16 protein-coding genes are annotated in these 23,481 nt (G+C 42.7%); 12 read left to right on the top strand and 4 right to left on the bottom strand.

Annotated features, from left to right (window positions below; all coding sequences use genetic code 11):
• Positions 1-3: 3 nt before the first annotated feature.
• From hutU to EHS13_RS29735, 4 genes are all read left to right on the top strand, one after another.
• Entirely contained in the window at positions 4-1,683 is a 1,680-nt protein-coding gene (gene hutU / locus EHS13_RS29750) for a urocanate hydratase (protein WP_155703854.1), read from the top strand.
• A 49-nt stretch (positions 1,684-1,732) separates the two neighbouring features.
• Complete coding sequence (gene hutI, locus EHS13_RS29745) at positions 1,733-3,040, top strand: imidazolonepropionase (RefSeq protein WP_155705563.1); 1,308 nt, start codon at positions 1,733-1,735, stop codon at positions 3,038-3,040.
• Complete coding sequence (gene hutG / locus EHS13_RS29740; RefSeq protein ID WP_155703853.1) at positions 3,037-4,002, top strand: formimidoylglutamase; 966 nt, start codon at positions 3,037-3,039, stop codon at positions 4,000-4,002. Before hutI ends, hutG begins: the two co-directional genes overlap by 4 nt.
• Positions 4,003-4,101: 99 nt before the next feature.
• Positions 4,102-4,569: a hypothetical protein gene (locus EHS13_RS29735; RefSeq protein ID WP_155703852.1), complete on the top strand. Its 468-nt coding sequence runs from the start codon at positions 4,102-4,104 to the stop codon at positions 4,567-4,569.
• Positions 4,570-4,627: 58 nt separating this feature from the next.
• On the opposite strand, the gene EHS13_RS29730 is transcribed toward EHS13_RS29735, so the two are convergent.
• A complete protein-coding gene (locus EHS13_RS29730; protein WP_155703851.1) occupies positions 4,628-5,317 on the bottom strand; it encodes a metal-dependent hydrolase in 690 nt (229 codons plus the stop codon).
• Between the two features lie 168 nt (positions 5,318-5,485).
• Between EHS13_RS29730 and EHS13_RS29725 the strand changes: the two genes are divergently transcribed.
• Together EHS13_RS29725 and EHS13_RS29720 are read left to right on the top strand one after the other, a co-directional pair.
• Positions 5,486-6,391, top strand: coding sequence for an AraC family transcriptional regulator (locus EHS13_RS29725; RefSeq protein ID WP_155703850.1), 906 nt, complete (start codon positions 5,486-5,488; stop codon positions 6,389-6,391).
• A gap of 95 nt (positions 6,392-6,486) precedes the next feature.
• A complete protein-coding gene (locus EHS13_RS29720; RefSeq protein ID WP_155703849.1) occupies positions 6,487-7,482 on the top strand; it encodes a phytanoyl-CoA dioxygenase family protein in 996 nt (331 codons plus the stop codon).
• Positions 7,483-7,567: 85 nt separating this feature from the next.
• Here the strand turns inward: EHS13_RS29720 and EHS13_RS29715 are convergent, their stop codons facing one another.
• Entirely contained in the window at positions 7,568-8,284 is a 717-nt protein-coding gene (locus tag EHS13_RS29715; protein WP_155703848.1) for a helix-turn-helix domain-containing protein, read from the bottom strand.
• Between the two features lie 109 nt (positions 8,285-8,393).
• Between EHS13_RS29715 and EHS13_RS29710 the strand changes: the two genes are divergently transcribed.
• On the top strand, positions 8,394-9,218 hold the full coding sequence (locus EHS13_RS29710; protein ID WP_155703847.1) for a phytanoyl-CoA dioxygenase family protein: 825 nt from the start codon (positions 8,394-8,396) through the stop codon (positions 9,216-9,218).
• A 245-nt stretch (positions 9,219-9,463) separates the two neighbouring features.
• Here EHS13_RS29710 and EHS13_RS29705 read toward each other — a convergent pair whose 3' ends face one another.
• The gene (locus tag EHS13_RS29705) at positions 9,464-11,086 is read right to left on the bottom strand and encodes a response regulator transcription factor (RefSeq protein WP_155703846.1); all 1,623 of its coding nucleotides are present in this window, start codon (positions 11,084-11,086) and stop codon (positions 9,464-9,466) included.
• Positions 11,061-12,818 carry a sensor histidine kinase gene (locus EHS13_RS29700; protein WP_162463314.1) on the bottom strand — a complete coding sequence of 586 codons (1,758 nt, stop codon included), beginning with the start codon at positions 12,816-12,818 and terminating at the stop codon, positions 11,061-11,063. Before EHS13_RS29700 ends, EHS13_RS29705 begins: the two co-directional genes overlap by 26 nt.
• 261 nt (positions 12,819-13,079) lie before the next feature.
• On the opposite strand from EHS13_RS29700, the gene EHS13_RS29695 reads away from it, so the two are divergent.
• From EHS13_RS29695 to EHS13_RS29675, 5 genes are all read left to right on the top strand, one after another.
• Positions 13,080-17,210 (top strand): glycoside hydrolase family 16 protein, encoded by a 4,131-nt coding sequence (locus EHS13_RS29695; protein WP_155703844.1) that lies wholly within the window; start codon positions 13,080-13,082, stop codon positions 17,208-17,210.
• A 233-nt stretch (positions 17,211-17,443) separates the two neighbouring features.
• Positions 17,444-19,681: a glycoside hydrolase family 16 protein gene (locus EHS13_RS37300; RefSeq protein ID WP_155703843.1), complete on the top strand. Its 2,238-nt coding sequence runs from the start codon at positions 17,444-17,446 to the stop codon at positions 19,679-19,681.
• 190 nt (positions 19,682-19,871) lie between these two features.
• The gene (locus EHS13_RS29685) at positions 19,872-21,578 is read left to right on the top strand and encodes an extracellular solute-binding protein (protein WP_155703842.1); all 1,707 of its coding nucleotides are present in this window, start codon (positions 19,872-19,874) and stop codon (positions 21,576-21,578) included.
• A gap of 76 nt (positions 21,579-21,654) precedes the next feature.
• Complete coding sequence (locus EHS13_RS29680) at positions 21,655-22,554, top strand: ABC transporter permease (protein ID WP_155703841.1); 900 nt, start codon at positions 21,655-21,657, stop codon at positions 22,552-22,554.
• 21 nt (positions 22,555-22,575) lie between these two features.
• Positions 22,576-23,457, top strand: coding sequence for a carbohydrate ABC transporter permease (locus EHS13_RS29675; RefSeq protein WP_227013591.1), 882 nt, complete (start codon positions 22,576-22,578; stop codon positions 23,455-23,457).
• Positions 23,458-23,481 lie beyond the last annotated feature (24 nt).

Raw genomic sequence — 23,481 nt, 5'->3', positions numbered from 1 at the left:
GGTATGACTGCTAATATTGAAACCAATAAAAAACGTGAAATCCGCGCTCCTCGTGGTATCGAACTATCTTGTAAAGGATGGGTGCAGGAGGCTGCGATGCGTATGTTAATGAATAATCTCGATCCGGAGGTTGCCGAGCGCCCAGAGGATCTTGTCGTGTACGGCGGAAATGGCAAAGCTGCGCGTAATTGGCCGTCTTATGACGTAATTGTGCGCGAACTGCAACGTTTGGAGAATGACGAAACCTTGCTAATTCAATCAGGGAAGCCTGTCGGAGTCTTCAAAACGCACGAGCGAGCACCACGCGTACTGCTTTCGAACTCGGTGCTCGTACCAAAATGGGCGAACTGGGAGCATTTCCGTGATTTGGAGCAAAAAGGTCTCATGATGTACGGTCAAATGACGGCAGGAAGCTGGATTTACATTGGCACACAAGGTATTTTACAAGGAACTTATGAAACCTTTGCTGAAGCCGCTCGTCAGCACACAAATGGTACACTCAAGGGCACTTTGACCCTGACTGCAGGCTTAGGAGGAATGGGCGGCGCACAACCGTTGGCTGTTACCATGAATGATGGGGTTGTCATCGCTGTCGAAGTTGACCGCACTCGCATTGAGCGACGTATCCAAACTCGCTATTGTGATGTTCTTGCAGAGACATTGGATGAAGCCCTGGAAATGGCTAATAAAGCGAGAGAAAAGGACAAATCACTAGCAATTGGCCTGTTAGGCAATGCGGCGGAGATCTATCCGGAATTTGTTCGACGCGGGATCAAGCCAGATTTTGTAACGGATCAGACATCGGCCCATGACCCGTTAATTGGCTATATTCCTGCAGGATACACACTAGAAGAAGCTTCTGCTCTACGCGATAAAGATCCGAATCAATATATAGAGCTTTCTAAATCCAGCATGGCAATTCATGTTCAAGCAATGCTGGATTTGCAGCAAATGGGTTCAGTAGTGTTCGACTATGGTAATAACATTCGTCAAGTGGCGTTTGATCAAGGTGTAACAAATGCATTCGATTTTCCTGGCTTCGTACCAGCCTATATCCGACCGCTTTTCTGCGAAGGTAAAGGTCCATTCCGCTGGGTCGCACTCTCCGGGGATCCCGAAGACATACGTAAAACAGATGAACTCATCATAAAGCTATTTCCGGAAAATGAGCACCTGCACCGCTGGATCAAGATGGCAGGTGAACGTATAGCGTTCCAAGGACTTCCGGCACGGATTTGCTGGCTCGGATATGGCGAACGTGAAAAATTCGGCCTCGCATTAAACGAAATGGTAAAGAATGGTGAGCTGAAAGCGCCGATTGTTATAGGGCGCGACCATTTGGACTGTGGATCCGTGGCATCTCCAAACCGTGAAACGGAAGCAATGAAAGATGGCTCAGATGCGGTTGGCGACTGGGCGATTTTGAACGCACTGATCAACACCTCTGCGGGAGCATCTTGGGTATCCTTCCATCATGGCGGAGGAGTTGGCATGGGCTATTCCCTGCATGCAGGGATGGTAATCGTAGCAGACGGAACGGATGAAGCAGCAGAACGCTTACGTTGTGTATTGACTTCAGATCCGGGAATGGGAGTCATCCGCCACGTGGATGCCGGTTATGACGAAGCGATAGAAACGGCAGAAAAGCACGGCATTTGTATCCCAATGCGTGATCATTGTTAGAAAATTAGGTTTAGCAATTAATAGGAATTATCTAAGGGGGAAAATGCGCATGGAACCGATTGATTTGCTTGTGAAGGGTATCGGTCGTCTCTTTACTCCACCGGGGAATGCACCTCGTTATGGAGCAGAAATGCAGGAAATTAGCGCGATTATAGACGCTGTAATTGCGATTCGTGAAGGGAGAATCGCTCTCTTCGGACCTGTACATGAGGTTTACCAACTTCTTGAAGGTGTTGAAATTCGGAGCACAATCGATGTTGGCGGACGTATGGTCACTCCAGGTCTGGTCGATCCGCACACGCATCTAGTACATGGTGGTTCACGTGAGCATGAGTTAGTTCTGAAGCGTTCGGGCGTGCCTTATTTGGATATCTTAGATCAGGGTGGCGGCATTCTGAACAGTGTGAAATCCACCCGTGCTGCCAGTGAGCAGGAGCTTTATGACAAGGCATCTAAGAGCCTTAAAGAAATGCTGCTTAATGGAGTTACTACTGTAGAAGCAAAAAGCGGCTACGGACTTACATTGGAGGATGAGCTGAAGCAATTGCATGTGGTGAAACGTCTCAATCAGACTAATTCAATCGACATCGTCTCGACATTTATGGGGGCACACGCTGTACCAATGGAATACAAAGGGCGCACAGAAGAGTATGTAGATCTGGTCATCGATAAAATGCTTCCTAAAGTAGCTAGCGAAGGGCTTGCTGAATTTTGCGATGTTTTCTGCGAAGAGGGTGTTTTTTCGGTTGAACAGTCGCGCCGAATATTACTGGAGGGCAAGCGTCTTGGACTAATTCCAAAAATTCATGCGGACGAAATTGTTTCTCTTCATGGTGCTGAACTAGCAGGAGAAGTAGGTGCGATCTCGGCAGAGCATTTGTTAGCTGCTACGGATGAAGGCTTAGCTAAATTGGCAGAAGGCGGCGTGATTCCGGTGCTTTTGCCAGGCACTTCGTTTTATCTCGGACTATGCAAGCACGCGAGGGCGCGAGACATGATTGATAAGTTTAATTTGCCAGTGGCGTTATCTACGGATTACAATCCAGGATCTTGTCCGACCGAGTCGATACAGCTCATCATTATGCTGGCGTCCCTGAAATTGAAAATGACGCCAGAGGAGATCTTGACCGCATGCACGATCAACGCGGCAAACGCACTTGGCCGCGGTTCTGATATTGGTTCTATCGAAGTTGGGAAACGGGCAGATTTGACGATTTTCAATGCGCCGAACCTTGCTTATCTGCCATATCATTTTGGCATTAATCATACGTTTGGTGTGATTAAAGACGGGCAGGTAGTCGTCTGGAACGGCCAAATTACGGCATTAGAAAGGAAAAAGGAGGAAACAGTGCTATGAGTCATGAGATCCCTTTTCTGAAATCACCAGATCAAGCTATATTTCGTGATCATATGGAAACCAAGGTCGCACAATGGATTTCCCAATGGGACGGATATGAACAATTACTCGCAGGAGTCATCGGTATTCCTTTGTCCAAGCCCTCAATTTCTCATTCAGGCGCCTCGACAACACCGGCTGCAGTTCGTGCGGCATTTAAATCTTTTACTACATATTCATTGGAATATGAGGTTGATCTGCAGCATTTGAAGGTGCGCGATCTCGGTGATATCCAAATGCATGTGACAGATATCTCAGAATGCCATCGTCGTATTGAGGAGAGTTTGCGTGCACTGTATAAAGCGCAGCCTAATCTCATTCCGCTCATCTTTGGCGGCGATCATTCCATAACCTTCCCTTCACTGAAAGCATTTGTTGAGCGGCACCCTGGGAGGAAGGTGGGTATTATCCATTTTGACGCCCACCATGATGTTCGCAATTTCGATGATGGCGGAGTTACGAACGGGACTCCATTCCGCAGCATTATCGAATCCAATATTGTCGAAGGGCGTAATATTGTGCAAATTGGCATACGGGGTTTCATGAATTCGAAGCCTTATCACGACTATGTGAAGAACAAAGGTGTACATGTTTATACCTCGCGAGATGTACGCACCATGGGCATTAACGCTGTGCTCGATAAAGCGATCGAGCTCGCAGGTGACGGCACCGATGTGTTGTATGTGAGCTTCGACATGGATGTAATTGACCAAGCGTACGCACCAGGCTGTCCGGCAATAGGCGCAGGCGGCATGGAGCCATGGGACGTGCTGGATGCTATGTATCGACTGGGTGCATTGCCGCAAGTACAAGGTTTGGATTTTGTTTGTATAGATCCAACTGTTGATGTTCGCAATATGACCTCGCGATTAGCGGTGCAGATCATGTTAAGCTTCTTAGCAGGATTGGCGATGAGAACTTAAGCGAATTTTTTTGACAAGTTTCCCCCTTCCCAAAATTAACCATCTATGATATGTTATTTTTCGACAATAACGTTTATTAGAAGAAGGGGACACAAATTAATGAAAAAACCATTTAGTCTTAAATTCGTTAACTTTTTTATAATTGCCAAGCTATTCTTTTTTTCCTTGTATATTTTATTGCTAATAACTCTTGTGTATATTCATCCGATTGAAGGGTTTTGGTATAACTTTAAATTGGGGGTTTTAGATGCAATTACAGGGGATTCCGATATAGTGCTCACTGACAGCGAAATTGCAGAAGCTATAGGGGAAATGATAGGTAGTATTTTAATTCCCACTATTTTAGTAATATTGAACATTCTATTTATCCGAAAATTTATGTATAAAATGACGGTTACTATGTTGGTTATACAGGTTTTCTTTGCTTTTTCCAATAATATTTTTAGTGTACTCTTGAGCGTTATTTTGCTATTCATTGTTTTATTTAATAAGAACACCAAAAATTATATAAAACAAAGGAATGCAATAGAAAGTGATCCTATTGCCCTTGAAAATCCTCCGTATTAATAATGGTATCAAAAACAGGACATCCCTTAATGGCGATGTCCCGTTTTTTTTGTGTTTCCTATAATTCCAAAGTCTCACCAATAGTTAACGCTTGTCCTTTTACTCCGCGTTTTGCCAACAATTCAATGAATCCTGGCGCATCCTGATTGATCATCGGAAATGTATTGAAATGAATGGGTACAACTAGCTTAGCGCCTAACCACTCTGCAGCGATCGCCGCATCCTCAGGACCCATTGTGAAATGTCCCCCAATTGGCAGGAATGCTACATCAATGGAATAAAGCTCACCGAACATTTTCATATCCCCAAAAAGACTGGTATCTCCTGTATGGAGAATTGTCAGACCTTCCACACGGATGATGAAGCCAGCAGGCATGCCGGCATACATAATTCTTTGCTCATCCTCCAGTACAATTCCCGAGCTGTGGAAGGCTTGAATCATCGTCGCTTTAGCAAAGCCAAGATCAACGGTGCCTCCCATGTTCATTGGAATCGTCTTGACTCCCTTCCAGCCCATATAAGTAGCCAATTCTACAATTGCTACAACGGGAGCATCATTGCTCAAGGCAATCGGTTCGGCATCCAAAATGTGATCCATATGTGCATGAGTTAATAATACAGCGTCTGTTTTGATGTCGTCAGGCGTGGAAATGGCTGCTGGATTCCCTCTTAGAAAAGGATCGATAATGAGCGATTTGCCTTCTGTTTCAATTTGTATACACGAGTGACCATGGTTAATAATTTTCATTGGTATCCCTCCTATATTTCTATTATATCTCTCTTTATCCCTTTTGAAAAAGGAAGGTCTTATTCACTCCATTTTGAGATCGCTGTAGAGTAATATTAAGGATTAGGTTAGTATTAAAATTAGCAACGTATTGAAGCATTATGGCGTAATGCAAAGGGAGTTGAGGGTATGGAAGATATACATGTGGATGATTCCTTGCCATTTCTGCATAATGCAGGTGACATCGTTATTCAATCTGGCTTCGTACTTGGTCCGAGGATAATTAGAGATTACGAGCTGGTTTATTTTCCTGAGGGGACCCATTCGATTTATAAACTGGGGAATCTGCCATTTATCCTCGATGAACCATGTTTCATTTTTACCCGTCCAGATACGATTCATACTTATCATTTTGCTGCAGATAAGATTGTACGGCATATGTTTGTACATTTCGATTATGCAGCACTGCGGAATGCAGAACCCAGATTCCAATTGCTCTTACAGGACGGCAATCATTTTCCGGCACTCCATCAACCGCTTTTACCTGGGATTATGAAGAAAATACTCTGGATCGCCAACCACCAGCCTCCTTATTGGAAGCGACGAATGGCGGTTTTATTGGCAGCATTGCTGGAAGAATTATCTTCGGTTTCAGGTCACACACCTGAGGAAACTGCACCTGATCTGCCCATCCCAATCATCCGTGCCATTGAATATATGGAAGAGCATCTCTCGAGTCCAATAACCATTGAAGAGATTGCCCAACGTTCAGGGTGGTCTCATGAGCATTTTACAAGAGTATTCGTTGCTAGTGTAGGTATAACACCTAAGCGAATGCTGCTCGAAAGGCGGCTTATTCGTGCTGAAGGAATGATGATGAAGGGTGAAATTACGGTCAAACAAATCGCCTTCTGGGTAGGTTTTCGTGACGAGCATCACTTCTCCAAAATGTACAAACGAATTCGTGGAATGAACCCATCTGATTATATTAAACGCTGTAAAGACACTTTATTCCGGCATACCGCCATGATATCCGATCCACAGACCCCGTATCCGGTAAATCGTCATATTCTGATCAATACCTATATCAAATAAACACATCATTTTGCGGTTTTGGTACATTGAAAACGTTCACACAAGTGGCTAAAATGAAGAATATAACTAGCAGATAGGATAGGAGAATAAGCGCTATGGGGAAATATTATATGCCGAAATCCCGTTCACGGGAAAACCGCTACATGGTTAGTGTTAAAGAGTACTCCCATTATCAGCGAGAAGGTTACCTAATAGTAAGGGGACTTTTGTCACCAGAAGATATTGCAGAGCTGTATGCTTTTGCTGAGAAATCGAGACTTCAAAAAGAAAATTCTAACAAAAGCTCTGAGAAAAGGGATGCAAGTCCACTCGGGGAAGAGTTTGCACAGGCGACTCGAATTCATATGCTTTCCCGATTAGATGAGGTAGCGGAGCGAGGAATGCTGCATCCGCGTATTCTTGATGTAACAGAAGCGATTATCGGACCTGATGTATATGCGGTTCAATCAATGCTGTTTCTTAACCCCCCTGGTAAAGGTGGTCAAGGCTGGCACCAGGATGCTTGTTATATCAAAACTCACCCGGATACACTAGTTGGTGCATGGATTGCGCTCGAACCAGCGGATGAGGAAAACGGCTGCTTATGGGTCGTTCCCGGATCCAATCATGAGCCTATTTATCCGCCAGTTGAGGTTGGTGGCGGTAATGTTCATGCGTTAGATTCGTTTGGGGATCTGAATACGGTTCAGAATGTCAGCCATCTGGATGATGAAATCAATACCCTTTCGAAGGTAGTGGCGAATTACCCGCCAGCGATTTCAGTACCTTTGAATGCAGGGGATGTACTATTCTTCCATTCACATTTATTGCACAGATCCTTTCCTAATAAGTCAGTGGATCGGTTTCGCCGCTCCTATGTATGCCACTACTGTAATGCTAGATCATGGATTCCTTGGGATCATGATGGGTATGAAGGCGATTCAGGCAATTACAGGCAGATTCTCGCTCGCGGTAAAACGCATATGCCGTATGCTGCACCAACTTACGGTACTGAAATATTCTTGGCCGATGAAGACAATGAGGATAGTGTCACCATGGTAGGTACGGACGATGGCATGATGATGCCGATGGGGATGGAGAAAGACAAGTGATTATTAACTAGAGTACAATAGAAAAGGCCATCCCAAGTGAACGATTACTGGGGATGGCCTTTTCTATTGTAGGGTCAAAAAGCTGCTATATTTGCTTCCGATAACCGCCAGGAGTTTGCCCAGTCCATTTCTTGAAAGCGTTATGGAAAGCGACTGGCTCGGAAAATCCAAGCGCATAGGAGATATCGCTGATTGAAAAATGTGGGTTTCTAAGATAGCTCTCAGCCATGTTCTTGCGGATTAAAGCAAGCAGATCCTTGAAGGTAGTATTGTCCTTTTTTAATTGCATCTGAAGGGAGCGGACGCTATAGCCAAGATTGCTAGCTATATCCTGGATTCTAGGAATCGTTCCGTCGAATTTTTTGATAATCGCATGGCTAATCATTTCTGAGAATGATTGCTCTAATTTCAAAGCACGTATCATTTGGACCGCATGGTCCTCCACAATTTGCAACAGCTGCTGATTGCGATAAATAATCGGTAAATTCAAAACACTTGAGTCAAAAACAAATGCATTTTCCTGTTGACTGAAGGTGAGATTTGTGCCGAACAGACGGGTGTAGGGCTCGATATCAAGAGGTGTATTTTGTGTGAATGAGACCGTTTTTAATTTTAGCGGATCGCCTGTAAGCTTCTGAAAAGAGCTCATTGTTACGGTTATCCCATCGTTTCCTGTAGTAGGATGGGCAGCCCCAATTGGCAGTACAATGTGGCTTTTATGGATGATTGCTTTGGGAATTTCACTCGTCCGCCGGAAATGAAGTAGGGGAGTTTGGAAAGGTTTTAGCCAACTTGTATACAAAATAATTTATATGTTGACATACTGCGATTGAGCTATTAAACTTCATAGTGAAAAGCTAAAAAACAGGCAGAAGTATTATCTAATTCACGGATAAAAATGGAGGGTACTCATGAGTATGACGGCGCTCACAAAAGAACAAATCGATTTTTTTGAAACGTTTGGCTTTATTAAATTCCCCCAGCTTTTTGCAGATCGTTTAGACTGGATTTTGGAGCAATTTGCCGATACCTTTCCTCAAGAAGACAAAGCAATGGTGCATGATGGCAGCAAGAGAACCTGTGTAGTGCCTTTTATTGATCAGAAAATGTCTACTTTGTTGGATGACCCACGTATTCTGGCAATTGGCTCTTCCTTATTAGGCGATGATTTTAACTACATGGGCAGTGACGGCAATTATTATACGGGAGATACCGGATGGCATCGTGATGGTTTTCATAAGAAGCATAGGCATCTGAAAATTGCCTTTTACTTGGATCAGCTGGATGGGAATTCGGGTGCGTTACGGGTTATTCCGGGGAGCCATCGTGTGCATGACCAGTTTGGCAAGGATTTAACGGGGACAACTGGGAAAAGCGAAACCTTCTGGCAGGTAGCTGGTGCAGATGTACCCGCTTATGTATTGGATGTAACGCCAGGAGATGTGCTCGTATTCAATCATAATACCTTCCATTCCTCATGGAACGGGAATTCAAATCGTCGAATGTTCACGATTAATTTATGTGAGCGTTATGAGGAGCAGGACCTTCAGGAGCTGCGAGACTACATTTCGAGCTTTGATCGGTTCTGGTTGGATCGTGTATTCTCCGAAACAATGAGGAATACCGCTTCACCAGAAAGAATGAAGCATTTGGAGCAGGTTATGGCTAACGACGGACATTTGGCAGCATTAAGCGCGGAGAAACGCCTTACTATGGCGGAGCCTTCACGGGGTTAGGATCTAAGTAAATCTATCAAATTGTAAAAACCACCTTCGGTTATGGAGGTGGTTTTAATTTTAGTACGTTATGAGATGTTTAGAAACCACCTAGAAAATGAACTATCTGCAAAAATCCATTCTCCAGAGATATTCTTGAGTAATATCGCTCATTTTTTTTGCTCTAACTGGAAAACCTCCAGTTAAAATTACATTATTCGGGCCAATTCAGTGAATAACTGGAAATGATAAATTCCAGATAAATTCTACCCATTATCGCGATATTCCTGAGGTGTTAAATTGGTTTCCCGTTTAAAGAATCGACCGAAAGAGGTGGCGGAATCAAAGCCTGCTTTTACGGCGATTTCCTGAACCTTAAGCTTGGAATGCTTGAGCAATTCTTGAGATTTTATCAGTCGCAATTGGGTGATATAGTGGGAAATCCCTTGCCCAGTATGTTGTTTAAAAAGCCGAGATAGATAAGTTGGATTTAGGTATACAATTTCCGCCAATCGAACCAAGGATAATTCCTCATCGAGATGCCGGTCTATGTATGCCTTCAGCTTAGTAACCAGAAATTCGGCGCCTTCTTCACTCTCTTTATTCCGATCCTCGAGCAATAAGAGGATTAATTCTTTTAAATAAACAACGGCTTGCTCCCAGCTGAGATGGGCATCTAAGGAAAAGAGCTTGTTCAGATCCTCAGTTAGTGCAAGCTGGCTCCATTTCTGATGCTGATTGATATAAGCCAGCAGCATGTAGGAAATGCCATTATAGGTTTCATGCAGAAACGGGTTGTTGTGCTTCAATTGGCGGGTGAGCTCAACTAATTCCTCGAAGTCATTCAATAGACGATGTTCCATAATTAAATCGGATGACAAAAGCTGCTTTAGCTTACTCTGGGCCTTTAATTCAAGCTCGCTTTTAACCGTGCCCTCTTGAAAATTGCGGGTTACTTCATCCGTTAAGATCATTTCTTCGCGTTGACCAAAGCCATAGAAGAGAATCTGACGGAGCTCAGCATACTTAACAGGAATCCCATTCCAGTCTATAGTCGTACTGCTTGCTACAAAGGAAACCGGCAATTTTAAATACTTTTGACAAGCAGATTGAATGGATTCCAGTTGGCTATGCACATAACGAATCCATTTATTCGGAGTGGAGCCCCATTGACTTGCAGGGTTCTCCTGAAGACAGCTAAGCAATGATCTATGGTCCAAGGTCATGCCAAAGTAATTAAAGTCCTTCAAGAATTCCTCCGTAATATTCTGCACAGCATAATAGAGTAGAGCTTTATCAGCATCTGATATCGAAGGATCCCAGCGATCTACCCTAGCTATGATTAACAGCAAAGGCAGCTTGGCATCAAACTGAATTTTCAGTTCGTCAAGCCGATGCTGTTTCACTGAATTCAGTCCGTATACGAGCTTATGGAAATAATCCTTTTGTAAAGTAACTAGTGATTGCTGTAGTTTGCTTTGTGTCTGTTCATGAAGATTATCTATTTCAGATTCACGGCTCAGCTCTGTCATCGCTTTTTGAATCGCTTGAAGAATGACCTCATCACCATCTGTTTTGAGGATATAATCTACACTGCCATTGCGAATTGCGGTTTGAATATAGTTGAAATCATCGTAGCCGGAGAGAAAAATAACCTTGCATTGCGGCCATTGCTCGATAATTCGCGCTTGCAGCTCCAATCCGTTCATCCCCGGCATCCGAATGTCACTTAAGGCGATATCAATTTTAACTCTATTTAACAGCAGTAATGCTTCATCTGCAGAATGAGCGCAATAGACCTCTAATTCCAGTGAGGATTCTTCAACCAACAGCTGCTTTAACCCTCTTACAATATTCGGCTCATTATCTACGATCATCAGACGGAACATCGTTGATTTCCTCCTCAATTGGAATCATTACTACTACTATTAAGCCACCTAGCTTACCTCTGTTTACCTCGAGATTTGCCGCATTTCCAAAATGAAGCATCAGCCGCTGTTTCACATTAAGCAAACCTTCACTATCGGTCATTTTATCAGACTGTTCTAATTGAGCCCGAATCATTTCTAGCATCGTATCGCTTAATATTGTTCCATTATCCTCTACAGATATTTCAAAATAATTCGCGTTCTCAGCAAAAGAAATTTGGATCAGTCCACCTGTTGAGTTATCCTCTAAACCATGTTTATAGCAGTTTTCAATCAAGGGCTGCAGAAATAACTTGGGTACATTTAATGCAGTGAACTTTTCCGGGATCATTCCGAATTCCACCTGTATATGATCCTCGAAGCGAATATTTTGGATAGCAACATAAGATAGGCAGAAATTAATCTCCTGTTCTAGAGGGACAAAGTCAGCGGTTTTAGTCACATATTTAAAATAATCCCCAAGATTTTTCGTGAACGGGATGACTTTATCCAGTTCATGCATTTTGGCAAGACGATATAAATTGAAGAAGCAGTTATAGAGAAAGTGAGGATTAATCTGTGATTGCAATTGCTTGAGCTCTGCTACCTTAACCTGATACTTTTGGACATAAACCTCATTGATAAGCTCATCCAGCCGGAATACCATCCGATTAAATTGTAAGTAGAGGTAGTTAAATTCATCCTTGGATCGATAGCTTAGCTGAGTTGACAAATTACCTTTTTCGACATTCCTAAAAGCACCTGTTAATTGTTTGAGAGGCGTATGAATCACCTGATAGATTTGATATGAAAAGAGCAGGATGACGAGAATAGAGGCGATCGAAATCCACCATAGCCAGGTGGCAAATTGCTTGATGGGTCCAATAAAGCTATTCTCATCTACAAATATCGCTAGAGTAAGGCCAAGCTTTGGGGACTTCTCATAAAAAGCATAATATTTGGTTTTATTAGATTGAAAGCTTTCATACCCACTTATTTGATTAGCTAATAGATTTTGCTTGATTGTTTGCTTGGTTTTCTCAATATTAGCGGGTATGTTGCCCCCGATTTCATTCCAGCTAAGATCCTCGTTCATTAGCATGGCTCCACCGTTTCCATTGATTGAAAAGCTAGATAAGGATTTTTGCAAGGCAGAGCTTGAGATCTGCAAACCGAGAGTAAATCCTTTACCAATTGAAGTAAAGCTGGGATAAGGTCTACTCATCCATAGGCTATTATTAAATAGAATAAACGGAGAGGAATAAGTATCTGTAAGCTGATTCATTGCAGCAGCTTCATCAGGATGGATGGGGTCGAAGCTGGCAGCAGAAACTTTACGGTTGAAAGCGGGAATGTAAACAAAGGCATCCTCGACATAAGAACTCATATATTTCAAGATTGTTAGTTTATTTTGGACACTCTTAAAGGTTTCCGTATACAGCTGATCTGACATGAAAGATGAAGTATAGGCCAGATTATTGATATCTTCATCGATGAGATACTGTTGCTGAATCGAAATTAGGGGGGCGAAGCTATATTCTAATGCTGTTAAATAATAATTTACTTTGGCCTGCATCGAGCTTGTGATTTCATTGCGAACCAAGCGCTCACTGCGAATATTCGTCGCAAGGCTAATAATAATTAACGGAATAATGATAACTAGAAAGGTTAGGACAAGCTTAGGGAAAATATTCAGGTTATTGATGAATCGCAAGAGTTTCACTCCTCTCAGCTGGGTAATTCTAGTATAGCTTGAATTGCTAGTTAGACAAAGAGGAGACCGTAAAAAGTTGAGGATTGTAGAGTGAATGTAAAGGAATGTAGAGTTTAAGGCAATTAGTTGAGGAAGGTAGAGTTGAAGTAAAGAAAGGATGATATTCATTAGTAAATCACTGCTTTATTGTTAAAGCATCAACATATATGGCTGCAATTCGTCAGCGAGATGTTGAAAAAATGATAAGGTTGGAGTGTGTATATGATAATGCTGAAGCACTTTTATGTAAAATGGTTGCCGCTTGTCTTAACATTTGCTATCGTGGTGAGTTTTCTCTCAGGAATTCCCGCAACGGCTGCCATCGATTCCTCAGGAACAGTTACTGCTTCGTACACTTACCACGGTGATAATGTGAGCCAAGTAAATGATGGGATTTTGTCGTATGATGACTCACCTAAAAACCGTTGGACCTCCTATGAATCACCTAATTCTACGGATTGGGTACAAACTGAATTCACAGAAGCAGTAACGAAAAATACAGTAGGTATTTATATATTTGATGATGGGGGAGGAATAAAAGCTCCAAGTTCTTACGATGTCCAATATTGGAGTGGAACTACTTGGCTTAGTGCTTCGAACCAGGTTAAATCTCCTGCAATTCCCGCAGGAAACGAACTGAATACAGTTGTATTTAGCTTGGTATCTGCAACTAAATTTCGTGTTCTGTTTACACACCAAGGCGCGAAAAGTGGCGTGACGGAAATTCTTTATGTGGATTCAAACATGGAGGCTCCACCAACAACGCCAGCAGTTCCCTTAGGCATTGCATCTGCCTCCTACACCTTTCATCTTGATCAAGTTAACCAAATTAATGATGGAATTATATCGTATGACAGCTCGCCTCAAAACCGCTGGACTTCCTATGAATCACCTAATGCAACAGACTGGGTGCAGACGAATTTCGAAACGGATAAGCTTAAGGATACGGTAGGTATTTATATTTATGCAGATGGGGGAGGGGTAAAGGCGCCAAGTGCATACGATATCCAATACTTGAATGAAAGTGATGTTTGGGTTAGTGCTGCCGGACAGATCAAATCACCATCAATCCCGCTAGGCAATGCTTTAAATATAGTTTCATTCACACCAGTTGTGGCTGCTAAGTTCCGTATCTTATTTACACACTCCGATGCGAAGACGGGTATAACCGAGATTGTTTATGTGGATTCAACGACTCAATCTATCCCTGCACCTCCGTCATTAGGGATTGCAACGGCATCCTATGCTAATTCTGGTGATCCGGCAACCAAAATCAATGATGAGATCATCTCGTTTAATGATTTTCCACAGAACCGATGGACAGCATATGGCTCCCCCAACTCTACGGATTGGGTACAGACAGAATATGAAAGCGGCAGATCGAAGAACACGGTAGGCATTTATATTTATGACGATGGGGGAGGGGTAAAGGCTCCAAGTGCATACGATGTCCAATACTGGAATGGAACTTCATGGGTTAGTGCTGCTAATCAGATCAAATCACCCGCTGTACCTACCGGCAGTGTATTAAACCTGGTTACTTTTCATACTGTAATTGCGACAAAGTATCGTATTCTGTTTACGCATCTGCCTGGGGCAAAGACAGGAGTTTCGGAAATAGCTTATGTGGATTCAAATATGGAGCCAATTCCAGTAGCACCACCGGTGATAATAGTGGAACCGATTATAAATATAATATCTCCTGACTATGGTTCAACGGTCTCGGGTATGGTAACTATCCAATTTAAAGCGCCTGGAATGAAGAATCTTTGGGCAAGAGCTTGGCATCAGCCCGATGCAACGCACACGGATCCCAATGGATATGATTCCAGATTTCAGAATGTGATCCCAGATGCTGAAGGGAATGGCACGATTACTTTCCCAGCGGATCAATTCCCGCATGGTCCAACAACGATAATATTAAACAGCTGGAATGCGCCAGAGGGAGATGCTTCTTTCACTAAAACCGCTGACAGCTACCTTCAATTGTATAATCAAGGTGGAGTCACATGGAATCAAGGAATTCCAGCTGCACCGCCACAAGCTGCGGGTATGCAAATGCTGTATCAAGATGACTTCAACTCAGCGTTGTCTATTTCCAAAACAGGCGCTGGCACTAGGTATGCTTCGCTTAAACCGGATTGGCCTAATGGAGCCGAATTTGGTGAAGCCATTTTTGCGGATCCGATCGATAGTGTTAATCCATTCTCCATTCTTGGAGATGATTATCTGCGTATTCGGGTAAGTAAAGCTCCTGAAGGATACGTAGATCCACAGGGCTGGAATCGTAAATTCGTCGGTGGTCTGCTCTCCTCCGTCCGGCTTGACGGTACAGGTATTTCAGCTACAAATGGTTACTTCGAAGCGCGAATTCTGATGCCCGCCGGTAAAGGTGCTTGGCCAGCATTCTGGTTGATGTCCAAGGAATCTACAGGACCTAATCATACAGCATCAACTGCTGAAATCGATACAGTAGAAGCATATGGACATAATCCTAGCGGAGCATGTCAAGCCAAACATTGGTGGTCGGGCAGCCCAGAATCCCATCAAACCAATTGCTCATCTACAAATTTTGCTTATGGGGATAATGCTTCCACATGGCATACTTACGGTACTAAAATTACACCAACAGAAATCATCTATTACATCGATAATGTTGAGGTTTGGAGACATTCGTCTTTTGCCCAAGCCAATACACCGATGTATTTCATGCTTAACCTCGCTCTTGGCGGTGGATGGCCGATTGACCTTGCAAAGTATAACAATCAAATCGATATGTTTGTTGATTATGTAAGAGTTTTCGAGCCTGTATTAGGTGGAAGTCCAACACCAACACCGACTGCAACACCAACACCAACAGCAACAGCAACGCCAACACCAACACCAACACCGCTCCCAGTCGGAACAGCCTCTGCATCATACACTTTTAGAATGGATAACGTAGATCAGGTCAATGACGGCATCATTTCTTATATCGATACTCCTCATAATAGATGGACTGCTTATGAATCACCGAATGCAACGGATTGGGTTCAGACGGATTTTGGCAGCAGCATTACTAGGAATAAAGCAAACCTCTACATTTATGATGACGGAGGCGGTATTAAGGCTCCTAGCAGCTATGACGTACAATTTTGGAATGGAACGAGCTGGATTAGTACAGCCAATCAAGTTAAATCACCGCTATCGCCAGTTGGAAGCCAGTTGAATAGTGTTAGCTTTACTTCGGTATCTGCAACCAAGTTTCGTGTTGTGTTTACCCATCCAGCAGGGGCGAAGTCAGGCTTAACAGAAATTTCTTATGAAAGCACAGGTGGAACAACACCCACACCAACACCAATTCCGGCAATTTTTCAGAATAATATTGTTTTTGGAAGCGCAGGTACAGGGACAGCAGAAATAGCTAATCCTGCAAGTGGGAACACATTGGATCCTAATTTTGCAACAGACTTCAATAGCTACTTTAATCAACAATTTAGTGCACAGCCGTTGTCACTTGCCATTGTTACTCCAAGTTCGGTTACAGCGGGAAATAAATCTGTTTCGCAAAACAGCAGTAACATGGCTTTGCCACGGCAGCTTTATGCCGGCACTGTTTCGATTTCAAACGCATATGGGACGATGTCCATAGGTGACGCTTCAACTATTGGGACTACAGTACTCTATGGCGGAAGTTCCTGCACCATAGGAGCGACATCTAACTTGACCATATATGGGGATATCGTGTGCAACGGACCGCTTACCTTTACTGGAAATATCACTGGATTGACGATCCATGGAAATGTAATTGCAGCAGGCGGCATCACTTTTAAATCAAGTGTAGGATCATTTACGGTTGATCAAACTATGAGTGCACAGGGAAGCATTGTCTTCCAAGGAAGTAACATTGCAGCGGGTATTATAGGTGGTGATTTAATTGGGGCCGGAATTAGTTTTAAAGGCTTCACTTCCCTATCTGTAGCGGGAAATGTGAGTAGTACGCAGGACTTTATGCCGAGCAGTGGGAACTATACAAGCTTTATTATCGGCAAATCCTTGTTTGTTACCGGCAAATCCCAATTTTCAACCTTCAATAAAGTACTAATCCAAGGATCTTATTACGGAAAAGGTAATATCGATATGCATAATCAAATATCCTCAAATGGTCTTACCGTGGGTAAATCTATGCTTTCTAATGGATCTATCGATTTTCACGGTATTGGTGCCCCAGTAAATATAGGCAATTATCTAGGTGCCTTAATTAAGCTGAATTTTAATAATAATATTTCTGGCAATGTTCATCTCGGCGGTATAGCAGCAGGGCAAATAAACATATCCAATAATTTTGCTCCAGCTAATATTTTTATCAATTAGGATGACAAAACCAATAGTCCTTTTAAAAGCGGTGCTGCCGCTTTTAAAGGATTATAAAGCGAGTTTTCAACAAAGTACTTGAGGAAGGTAGAGTCGATATAGAGAAATGCTCATTTACTCAGCATTTACACTGGATTAAACTTATTACATAGGTGAAAGGAGGCGGAATTACACAGAAGTATGCAACTAGAAATTTTCTGTTCTAAAACTCAAAATTGAAAAGGAGAATGTAAATGATGATCGCTAGACAGCTTAAAGCCAAATACATTTCTATCGTATTAACACTGGTACTTATGGCTTCTTTTATTTCGGCAATTCCTGCTTCAGCAGATGTACCAGGAACAGCAACGGCCTCGTACACTTTTTTTATGGATAATGTGAGTCAGGTCAATGATGGGGTAATCTCTTATAATAATTCACCGCAAAATCGCTGGACTGCCTATGAATCAACCAATGCTACGGACTGGGTTCAAACAGATTATGCCAGCAGCTGGACTAAGAATAAGCTTAGCCTATACATTTATAGTGACGGAGGCGGGGTAAAAGCTCCAGCCAGCTATAATGTGCAATACTGGAATGGAACAGCATGGGTAAATGCAGCCAGTCAGGTGAAATCGCCCGCAGCCCCAACGGGAAATCAATTAAATACGGTTACTTTCACAGGAGTCGCGGCAACCAAATTCCGTGTTGTCTTCACTCATGCAACTGGAGCGAAAACAGGTGTAACGGAGCTCCTCTATGAAAATACAGGTGGGGCAACACCAACGCCTACTCCAACTCCAACAGCCACACCTACGCCAACTCCGCTTCCTGTGGGAACAGCCTCAGCCTCTTATACCTTTAGTGGAGATAATGTGGCTCAGGTCAATGACAGTATAGTTTCCTATACGGATACACCTAGAAACCGTTGGACAGCTTATCAATCGCCTAATGCTACAGATTGGGTCCAGACGGATTTTGGGAGCAGCAGTACAAGGAATAAAGCAAAGCTGAATATTTATGATGATGGGGGCGGTGTTAAAGCACCAAGCGGCTATAATGTACAGTACTGGAATGGAACTACATGGGTAAATGCAGCCAGTCAAGTTAAATCACCAGCTGCACCGGCCGGCAATCAATTAAATTCGGTTACTTTTACTGCTGTATCGGCAACCAAGTTTCGTATCGTTTTCACTCATCCTGCTGGAGCGAAATCGGGAGTAACAGAGATTTCATATGAAAATACAGGCGGGGCAACACCAACGCCTACTCCAACACCGACACCGACTGCAACGCCAACTCCTACAGCAACACCCGTACCAACAGCTACACCAACTCCTCCGCCTGGAGGTTACACTCCCTATGAGATTACGGTTACCTCACCAGCGATTGGTTCAACTATCAATGGAACCATTACCGTGCAATTCTACGCACCAGGAATGCAAAATGTTTGGGCAAGAGCCTGGCATCAGCCTGATGCCACACACACGAATCCCAACGGTTATGACACTTGGTTTCAGAATGTGGCACCGAACGCAACAACAGGCTTTGGGCAAATCACTTTTCCTGCAGATCAATACCCACATGGACCTATTACCATCGTTTTAAACGCCTGGGATACGCCGGAAGGAAATCCAAACTATACTCATTCAGATAACAACTATTTGCAGCTTTATAACAATGGAGGTGTTGTTTGGAATCAAGGCATACCTGCCGCACCCTCACAAGCTGCTGGTATGAGTATGTTGTTCCAAGATGACTTTACTTCTGCATTGTCCGTTTCTAAAACGGGTGCAGGAACTACCTATACAAGTCTTAAGCCAGACTGGCCGAATGGCTCTGAATTTGGTGAAGCAATATTCGCAGATCCTGCTACAGTAAACAATCCATTTACCATATTGGGCAGTAATTATTTGCGAATACGTTCAAGTAATGCACCTGCAGGATTTGTAGATCCACAAGGCTGGAATCGTACTCATTTAGGAGGCATGCTCTCTTCCGTTCGTTTGGATGGAACTGGTATTGCTGCCACAAATGGTTACTTTGAAGCACGTATTCTAATGCCTGCTGGGAAAGGAGCATGGCCTGCATTCTGGCTGATGTCCAAAGACAGTACGGGGGCTTCACATGTTGCATCCACAGCAGAGCTAGACACTGTTGAGGCGTACGGGCAAGACCCGTCTGGAGCTTGCAGATCTGTACATTGGTGGTCAGGCAGCCCGGAATCCCATCAAACCAATTGTTCATCCTCGCTCTTTTCTTATGGCGATAATGCTTCTACTTGGCATACCTATGGGACTAAAGTGACTTCAACTAACATCTTATTTTATATTGATAATGTCCAGGTTTGGAGTCAGCCTACTTTTTCTCAAGCTAATACCCCCTTATATTTTATGCTAAACCTTGCACTGGGTGGAGGCTGGCCGATTGACTTAGCGAAATATAACAATCAGATAGATATGTATGTGGATTATGTAAGAGTCTTTCAATAAGTCTTGAAGTTGCTTTAAATGAATATTCTGAATCGAAGACTCTAGCCTTTTGGCTGGGGTCTTCTTTAATTAAGAAGTTGAGAAATGTCTATCGAATGTAGAGAAAGGATGATATATTTTGTCGAGAGACTATCTTACTATTAAGCCATAAGGAATCATCCTTATCACATTATCAGGGAGGCAAAAACAAATGAAGAAGAATGTTAAGAAATGGTTGAATCTATCCTTTATTTTACTACTTACAGCTGCAATTGCGGCATGCAGTAATGGGAAAGCAGTTGAAACAGCAAGCCCAGAAGCAGCGGCAACAGCTGCACCAGGAACAACAGCACCAGAAGCTACACCGGTAGCTGCAGTAGAAACGGCTAAGCCTGATCCTAATGCTAAGTATGAACCGGCTATCGAGATAACGACTGTGAGAAATCAAGAACCATCGGATAAGTTTAAAGAAGGCGAATCCTTAGACAATAATGTTTGGACAAAAGCTTATGAATCCGAGCTTGGAATCAAAGTTAAAAACTTATGGGTTGTAACTGGAGCTCAATATGAACAAAAGCTAAACCTATCGATTGCGGCTAATGATTTACCTGATTTTTTTCGAGTTAACGCTAAGCAATTTAGACAGCTAGTTGCAGAAGATAAACTTGAGGATTTAACAGGTCTAGTGAATGACTATGGATCAGCACAAACCAAAGAAATGATCGATCGCGGCGTTAATGCAAAGCTTGCAGCAAGCGAAAAAGGCAAGCTGATGGCGATACCACATGCTGAAGATTATTATGGCGGAGCAAATCTATTATATGTTCGTACAGATTGGCTGAAAAAACTAAATCTTCCAGAGCCTAAGACTATGGATGATTTCCTGAAAATTGCAAATGCATTTACAACACAAGATCCAGACGGCAATAAGAAGAATGATACTTACGGTCTTGCTGCTTCAAAGGATATTCTCGGCGGTTACCCTGACTTGTCCGGTTTCATGAACGGCTACCATGCATATATGAAAATTTGGGTTAAAGATGCTGCAGGCAAGCTGGTATACGGCAGTGTTCAGCCAGAAATGAAAACGGCTTTGGCTAAGCTGCAGGAACTGTATAAAGCAGGAGTAATTGATAAAGAATTTGGGATTAAAGATGGCGGTAAAGCGGCTGAATTGCAAGTAGCTGGTAAAGTAGGGATGAGTTTTGGGGCAATGTGGAATCCACTTTGGCCATTACAGGATGGAGTAACTAAGGACCTGACTGCAGAATGGACGGCTTATCCGATTCCTTCCGCTGATGGAACACCAGCTAATGTCCAAACAGATGCAAACTTTGATGAGTTCTGGGTAGTGAAAAAAGGTGCCAAGAATCCGGAAGCTATCGTAAAAATGTTTAATTTCTATAATGAAAAAATAGACGGAGATAAAGCACAGCCTGATATTTATCAAACTTCTGGAGGTATTGAAGTTTTCAAATATGCTCTAATGTCAGGTGGATATGGAACAACAAAGGGTCTACTTGCTATTCATAAGAGTGTTGTTGATGCGCTTCAATCCAAAGATGCAAGTAAATTGAATCCCGAAGGAAAAGGCTACTATGATAAAATTCTCTTATTCCAAGGCGGCGATCGCACCAATTGGGGAACAAACAAAGTGTTCGGAGATGGCGGTTCTTGGGCTGTGATTGGTCAGTACTATGATCAGAATAAGCAATTGACCAAAAACGAATTTTTTGGACCACTAACTACGACAATGACTGAGAAAAATGCCATATTAGAAAAATTGACACTAGAAACTTTTGCGAAAATAATTCTTGGTGCACCAATTACTGAGTTTGATAAGTATGTAGAGTCATGGAACAAGCTTGGCGGAGAGCAAATTACTAAAGAAGCTAATGAATGGTATGCAAACAAATAAGAAATAGTTTACGGGGAAGGTCGGAGTATTCCTCCGGCCTTTCCTAATCTTTGAAAAGTTAGGTGGGAGATTAGTTATGAATAGTAAACGGTTCGGACGTGAGTTTCCGCTTCATCTAATGGTGCTTCCATCCTTCATACTTGTACTTATTTTTAGCTATGGTCCCATATTGGGATTAATCATTGCTTTTAAGAAGTATTCTTTAGTTAAAGGTATATTTGGTTCCAAATGGAATGGCTTCGAAAACTATACTTATTTGTTCCAAATGCCAGATATATGGATAGTCATTCGGAACACGGTCTATATTGCAATCTTAAAAATACTAGCAGGGTTAATAGTTCCCATTACCGTTGCTTTGCTTTTAAATGAAATCAGGATGGAAAGATTTAAGCGTTGGATTCAAACGATGATTTATCTGCCGCATTTTCTTTCATGGATTATATTAGGTGGTATTCTAATTGATATTTTGTCGCCATCTTCAGGAATTGTGAATCAGCTGCTTGGTGTGTTTGGGATTGATCCCATCTTCTTTCTTGGAAGCAATCATTGGTTTGCAAATGTAATGGTCACATCGGACGTTTGGAAGGAATTTGGTTTTAGCACAATTGTTTATTTGGCCGCTTTAACAGGGATTAATCCATCGCTTTATGAAGCTGCTGTTATTGACGGTGCTAACCGTTGGAAGCAAACGATGAATGTCACACTTCCTGGGATGGCGCCAATCATTGTGTTATTGGGCACCCTGAGCCTAGCAAATGTACTAAATGCAGGATTCGACCAAATTTATAATCTTTATAGCCCTCAGGTTTATGAAAGCGGGGATATAATCGACACTTGGGTATACAGGCTTGGCATCCAGCAGGCTCAATATAGCTTAGCAACAGCAGTTGGACTATTAAAATCATTTGTATCCGTCATATTGATTTCCAGCTCCTATTATTTAGCTTACAAATGGGCAAATTATCGGATTTTCTAGTTGGAGATAGGAGGATTCGTCGTGAAGCAAGCTTCTTTATCTGGAAAAATATTTAATGCAGGCAATTATATCTTTTTATTCTTAATGGCTGTGATCTGTTTGCTGCCTTTAATTAATGTCTTTGCGGTCTCATTCAGCTCCAGCACAGCAGCAAGTGCAGGCTTAGTTAAGCTCTGGCCCGTGGAATTTACTTTGAAATCCTATGAATATGTGCTGCAGAAGCCTGAATTTCTCCGAGCATTTGGGATTAGTCTGCAACGGGTTGTTCTTGGCACAACCATCAGTATGATTCTGGTCACTTTTCTAGCCTATCCTTTGTCCAAAGAGTCGAAAGCATTTAAAGGCAGAACTTTCTATGCATGGTTCTTTGTCCTGACGATGTTAGTTAGTGGTGGATTAATTCCGTGGTATCTTATTATCAAAAGTGTGCATTTATTAGATAGCCTTTGGGCGTTGATCTTGCCAGGAGGCGTGGTTATATTCAATGTTGTGCTGCTGCTAAACTTCTATCGCGGGCTCCCTAAGGAATTGGAAGAAGCAGCTACTGTAGATGGGGCCAATCATTGGACCATTCTCGCAAAAATATATATTCCTTTATCCGGTCCAGCTTTGGCAACAATCCTGCTGTTTACGATGGTGGGGCATTGGAACTCATGGTTTGACGGATTAATTCTGATGAATCGGCCTGAGCATTATCCCTTGCAAAGCTATTTGCAAACGGTAGTGGTCAATCGTGAATTTAGCCTGCTTGACCCAAACGATATATCTTCGCTATCAGAAGTATCCGACAGAACCTTAAAAGGTGCACAAATTTTCTTAGCTGCTTTACCGATATTAGTTGTATATCCTTTCCTGCAGCGGTTTTTTATTAAAGGTGTGGTAATGGGGAGTGTTAAGGGATAAAGCTTTGTATTTCAATTGGAGGTA

It is taken from the genome of Paenibacillus psychroresistens (assembly GCF_009728935.1).
GTDB lineage: Bacteria > Bacillota > Bacilli > Paenibacillales > NBRC-103111 > Paenibacillus_AC > Paenibacillus_AC psychroresistens.
Note: the sequence above shows the minus strand (reverse complement) of the source record. Positions and strands in the feature narration are given on the sequence as shown.